6 protein-coding genes are annotated in these 5811 nt (G+C 37.2%); 4 read left to right on the top strand and 2 right to left on the bottom strand.

Annotation, left to right across the window (positions count from 1 at the left end; genetic code table 11):
- Positions 1-504: 504 nt before the first annotated feature.
- Positions 505-1182, top strand: coding sequence for an SIR2 family NAD-dependent protein deacylase (locus ABW636_RS22425; RefSeq protein ID WP_367592334.1), 678 nt, complete (start codon positions 505-507; stop codon positions 1180-1182).
- Between the two features lie 345 nt (positions 1183-1527).
- On the opposite strand, the gene ABW636_RS22420 is transcribed toward ABW636_RS22425, so the two are convergent.
- The gene (locus tag ABW636_RS22420; RefSeq protein ID WP_367592333.1) at positions 1528-2049 is read right to left on the bottom strand and encodes a heme-binding domain-containing protein; all 522 of its coding nucleotides are present in this window, start codon (positions 2047-2049) and stop codon (positions 1528-1530) included.
- Positions 2050-2259: 210 nt separating this feature from the next.
- On the opposite strand from ABW636_RS22420, the gene ABW636_RS22415 reads away from it, so the two are divergent.
- Positions 2260-2817: an adenylosuccinate lyase gene (locus ABW636_RS22415; protein WP_367592332.1), complete on the top strand. Its 558-nt coding sequence runs from the start codon at positions 2260-2262 to the stop codon at positions 2815-2817.
- Here ABW636_RS22415 and ABW636_RS22410 read toward each other — a convergent pair.
- Positions 2807-2968 carry a hypothetical protein gene (locus tag ABW636_RS22410; RefSeq protein WP_367592331.1) on the bottom strand — a complete coding sequence of 54 codons (162 nt, stop codon included), beginning with the start codon at positions 2966-2968 and terminating at the stop codon, positions 2807-2809. The two genes, ABW636_RS22415 and ABW636_RS22410, sit on opposite strands and share 11 nt — an antisense overlap.
- A gap of 270 nt (positions 2969-3238) precedes the next feature.
- On the opposite strand from ABW636_RS22410, the gene purB reads away from it, so the two are divergent.
- Together purB and ABW636_RS22400 are read left to right on the top strand one after the other, a co-directional pair.
- The gene (gene purB / locus ABW636_RS22405; RefSeq protein ID WP_367592330.1) at positions 3239-4582 is read left to right on the top strand and encodes an adenylosuccinate lyase; all 1344 of its coding nucleotides are present in this window, start codon (positions 3239-3241) and stop codon (positions 4580-4582) included.
- Positions 4583-4988: 406 nt separating this feature from the next.
- A complete protein-coding gene (locus ABW636_RS22400) occupies positions 4989-5486 on the top strand; it encodes a hypothetical protein (protein WP_367592329.1) in 498 nt (165 codons plus the stop codon).
- Positions 5487-5811 lie beyond the last annotated feature (325 nt).

The following is a 5811-nucleotide window of genomic DNA, read 5'->3' as shown; positions in this document are numbered from 1 at the left end:
ACCGAAGAAATCACAGAGTATCAATACTCGATAAAATAGTAGAGCGATGTGTAATGCATCAGCCTGTTACTATCAAACAAGTAAAAACCATTGCGAACTAAATGGGTAACCCTATTAATTAAATCGTTTTTGATTTAACTCTTTCATTTTCTTTGCTCGCCCAAAGAAAACGAAACAAAAGAAAAGGCACTTTTTTCAAGGTATTTTTCAGTTTCACTGAAAACCAGATTTATTTTGCTAAAATCTTTCCAAGGCTTCAAGATTTTTTAACGCAAAATAAATCTTATACTGGTGAAAAAAGATTTCAAAGCTCCGCTTTGGAACGTCAGTTTAAACACTGGGTAAAATTTTATTGAAAGTCTCAATTCGACGGATTTTTAAAGTCAAATCCGTACATCAAATTCACACTAGTATATACCTTTTACTTTTATTAAAATCAGATATTCTTAGGGTATATACACCATTTCTGTATCTTTGAAAAGCTATATAAAAACACATCTACCTATGAAAAATATTGTGGTACTTACAGGAGCAGGAATGAGTGCAGAAAGTGGGATCAATACCTTTAGAGATGCAGATGGGCTGTGGGAAGGTCATGATATTATGGAGGTAGCCTCGCCTATCGGTTGGCAAAACAATCAGGAACTGGTCCTTGACTTTTACAACAAAAGACGCCAGCAATTACATACGGTCGTTCCTAATCAGGCACATATCGATCTGGTTGCCCTCGAACAGCAATACAAGGTGACCATCATTACTCAAAATGTAGATGACCTGCATGAACGTGCCGGTAGCAACCATGTGGTGCATCTGCACGGTGAACTCTTAAAAGTACGTAGCCAACATGATGAGCATGAGGTTCTAGAGTGGACCGACGACCTGCATACAGGAGACTACTGCAAATACAACACCCAATTAAGACCTCATATCGTATGGTTTGGAGAAGATGTCCCCATGATGGAAACCGCCATCACTTATACAGAGCAAGCCGATATTCTTTTGATCATAGGCACTTCTATGCAGGTATATCCGGCTGCAGGACTAGTGCAATACACGCAACCCAATATCCCTATATACTTTATAGATCCTAATCCAGCCATTAACCCCTCTAATAATCTTACTATACTGGCAGAAAAAGCTACCTCGGGTGTTGCCAAAGTGGTAAAGGAGTTGCTTGAGTAGTGAGTCAGAAGTCAGGAGTCAGAAGTCAGGAGTCAGAAGTCAGGAGTCAGAAGTCAGGAGTCAGAAGTCAGAAGTCAGAAGTCAGAAGTCAGAAGTCAGAAGTCAGAAGTCAGAAGTCAGAAGTCAGAAGTCAGAAGTCAGAAGTCAGAAGTCAGAAGTCAGAAGTCAGAAGTCAGAAGTCAGGAGTCAGGAGTCAGGAGTCAGGAGTCAGGAGTCAGGAGTCAGGAGTCAGGAGTCAGGAGTCAGGAGTCAGGAGTCAGGAGTCAGGAGTCAGGAGTCAGGAGTCAGGAGTCAGGAGTCAGAAGTCAGAAGTCAGGAGTACAAAGTACAAAGTTTAAGCCCCCTCTACAATACCGTCTTGCTACTATCGATAACGGTAGCAGGAATAGTATCACTAGTCTTTGCAGGAATGCTATCTATAGGATTGATGATTTTATCTCTTACCTCTTTTGCCCAGGTGGTTAGTATATCGGCATCTTGATTAGATAGTTCATCATGAACCCAGGTATAGGGTTTTAATGGCATTGCCTTTTTTTCTATCTCTTCTATCAATTCTTTTAATTTATGTTCCCTTTGGTCGGTAGTATACGAATCCCAGTCAGAAACATTAAAATGTTCTTTTCCTTCGTTGATATGATAAGCCATCCAGTGCGAAACAGGACTTACCTCCATATACCATGGATATCGGGTACTATTGCTATGGCAATCATAACAATTATTTTGCAAAATAGTCCTTACATTATCGGGTACAACTGTAGCAGTTTCAAAAGAGGTGATAGTTTCGTAACTGGCTTCATTTTTATTAGGTCTTAAAAACTGAGAGACAACCAATGCCAATAGCAAGAGTAAAAAAAATCGTTTTATCATTTTATTTGTTTTACAGTATTTCTATACTCTCTTTCCCTCCTATTGTATCCGTAATTTGAAATTGACCTATCAAACTGGTTACATCAGTTTTATAACGAAACAGCCCCTAATACACACTAACACAATGAAATACTAATTTTTAGATATAACGGTTTTGCAGTACAAATTATTATTAGGTAACTTTGATTGCAATATGATACGTTTATCCAAATGGCACTTCTAGACGAAATTGTAGATAGCATTGATCACTCTCGAGAAAAAAGAGCACGTCTAGCCAATATGCTGGTTGCAAACCCTACATTAATTCCCGAGTTATTGGGTATTTGCGCTATGGTAGATGACGATGCCTCTTGCAGAGCCGCCTGGGGACTCGAATATATGTGCAAAACCAAAATAGATGAAATATTACCGTATTTGGATCAACTACTAACCATTATCCCTACTGTATATAAACACCCGGCAGTGAGACCAATGGCAAAGATCATTGAACAATTAATGATCCATTATTATCAAAAAAAAGAGGCTAGAACGCAACAGGCACTAACAAAAATGCACAGATCTCAGATTACAGAAATCTGTTTTGACTGGATGATCACCGATCAAAAAGTAGCTGTACAAGCCTATACCATGACCTCTTTGTACTTATTAGGAACAGAATTTGACTGGGTGCACGCAGCACTTAAAACGATACTCGAAAACAATTATAGCAAAGGAAGCGCTGCTTATAAAGCACGATCCCGAATGGTGCTTAAGAAGCTTAGGGGGTAGTCGGGTCTTGGGTTTCGGGTTTCGGGTTTCTGGTATCGGGTTTCTGGTATCGGGTTTCTGGTATCGGGTTTCGGGTATCGGGTTTCGGGTATCGGGTTTCGGGTATCGGGTTTCGGGTATCGGGTGTGGGGAGTAAAATAACTTCAAACATAATACTTGATACTTTGTATTTTCAATAACACTTCTATTTTCAAGCATCAGACATCAGACATCAGACATCAGACATCAGACATCAGACATCAGACATCAGACATCAGACATCAGACATCAGACATCAGACATCAGACATCAGACATCAGACATCAGACATTGGACTTCCGACTTCGAGCTTCTGACTTCGTACTTAAAACAAAAACCAAAACCATAAAATTCGTAATTCATAATTAATTGGATTATCTTTGCAGCTTCAAAAACAAAAACTATGTCATTATTTCCTTTGCAAGCCATCTCACCAATAGATGGACGCTATGCATCAAAGACAAAATCACTTAGTGCATTTTTTAGCGAAGAAGCCTTAATCAAGTATCGTGTTCTGGTAGAAATTGAATATTTTATTGCATTATGTGAGCAACCTTTACCTCAATTACAAGATATAGACAGTTCATTATTTGATCAACTTAGAGAAATCTATACTTCTTTTTCTAGCGAAGATGCATTAGCAATAAAGGACATTGAAAAAGTAACCAACCACGATGTAAAAGCCGTAGAGTATTTTATCAAAGAAAAATTTGATTCTCTTGGTTTACAAGCATATAAAGAGTTTATCCATTTTGGATTGACTTCTCAAGACATTAACAACACGGCTATCCCGCTTAGTATTAAAGAAGCGATTAGCAATGTATATATTCCAGAGTATACAGCACTCTTAGAAAAGTTAAAATCATTAGTCGATGAATGGTCGGGGGTTTCTATGCTGGCACGTACGCACGGGCAACCCGCTTCTCCTACCCGCTTAGGAAAAGAGTTTCAGGTATATGTTACCCGATTAGAGGCGCAATTTGATTTGCTTAAAGATATCCCAAGTGCTGCAAAATTTGGAGGTGCTACAGGTAATTATAACGCGCATAAAGTAGCCTACCCATCGATAGACTGGAAAGCATTTGGTACTCATTTTGTACAAGAAAAATTAGGATTACATCATTCTTTCCCAACAACACAAATCGAGCACTATGACCATATGGCTGCGCTTTTTGATGGGCTAAAACGTATCAATACCATCTTATTGGATCTGGATCGTGATGTATGGACCTATGTGTCGATGGACTATTTTAAACAAAAAATTAAAAAAGGAGAAGTAGGTTCTTCTGCTATGCCACATAAAGTAAATCCTATCGATTTTGAAAATAGTGAAGGAAATCTAGGAATTGCTAATGCACTTTTTGAGCATTTATCACTAAAGCTACCCGTAAGCCGTTTACAACGTGATCTAACCGATAGTACAGTACTTAGAAATGTAGGTGTACCATTTGGCCATACTATCATCGCTTTTCAAGCTACCCTAAAAGGACTAAACAAACTTTTACTAAATCAAGAGAAGTTTGCAGAAGATCTTGAAAACAATTGGGCAGTAGTCGCAGAAGCGATACAAACTATTTTGCGTAGAGAAGCCTATCCAAATCCTTACGAAGCATTAAAAGGATTAACCCGAACCAACGAAAAAATAAACCAGAACTCTATTGCCAATTTTATAGAAACACTGGAAGTATCGGATACGATCAAAACCGAATTAAAACAAATTACTCCTTCTAATTATACAGGAATATAAAAAGAAGTAAAAACACTTTTTCTAAAAGCTCTGATACAATTTATCAGGGCTTTTTTTGTTGTATTACCATAATTACAAGAGACTAAAATGTAAGAAAACGTCTTATAAGTCAAAAAGAATTAACCACAACTATTCCTACATCTAGAAACGTCGACACAAATCTGGCTTTCAAAAATCAAACAACAATCTGATTTAAAATAGCTTAAGCACCTAAAAACTTTTCAAAAAAAGACAAACCTTATAGATACAAAACTAAAAAAAATCTACAGTTACCGTAAGATTATTATTACATAAAAACATGACTCCTACACTACAAAAACCGTAACAATCACTTAAAACAGCGAATTAGGTGATCGACTTTTTCTTTAGTTACTTCGAATTATCTTAAAACCAAAAAAATAACAACATGAAATTTAATTTGAAATCTGTTTTGACAGTAGCTATTATTGCTGTTGTAATGGTATCTTGTGGAGAGGATACCGAAATTGAAAACACCAACGCTTCTACTGCGCTTGATTTGGTAGGAACTGTAGAATATCGTACGGCTAGTAAAGAAGAACTTAAGAACATTCAAAAACCAACCAACAACAAAGCAAATTGTACGCTGGATGGAGATACCGGTTGTTCTGACGGCGCTGCATCAGAATTTGAGCGCTATGTAAGAGAATGTACTACCTATCCTCGTATCTGGCCTCCTACAGGAGCGGTAGTTATCAAATACAAAAGTATGGTATACTATGTAGATGGTGATTCTGATATTAACCTGGATCATTACCAAGACGACCTTCAGGCACATGTAAGCACTCTAGGAACTGCGGCCTTTATCGATGCCGATATCGTTTACTGGCAATGTAATGACAGAGAACAAAACTCTTGTGTTATTAAATACACCGTTTACAAATAGTATTATCTATGATATTTTGTACTTAAAACTAATTAATAATAATGTCTTAAGAACTTAAATAGTTCCTTCTCTATCTGGGAGAAGGTTAGGAGGAGGTTTTTTTACTATAGTTACCCCTCTCCTTAATCCTATCCCAAAGAGGAAATACCAAAAGTTTACAGTCTAGGTATTTATCTTAAGATTAAAGTTCAATCCTATTAAATAAAAAGAGGTCGTCTAAAAAGTTATTTTTAGGCGATTTTCTTTTTCATCCATTATGGTTTTTGTTGATTTTTTTCAATTTTAGGATTAAAAGATGTGTTTTAAAAAGGCACACGCAATCCTA

The sequence above is a fragment of the Aquimarina discodermiae genome (genome assembly GCF_040786235.1).
GTDB lineage: Bacteria > Bacteroidota > Bacteroidia > Flavobacteriales > Flavobacteriaceae > Aquimarina.
This window is presented reverse-complemented; position numbering and strand designations above follow the sequence as displayed.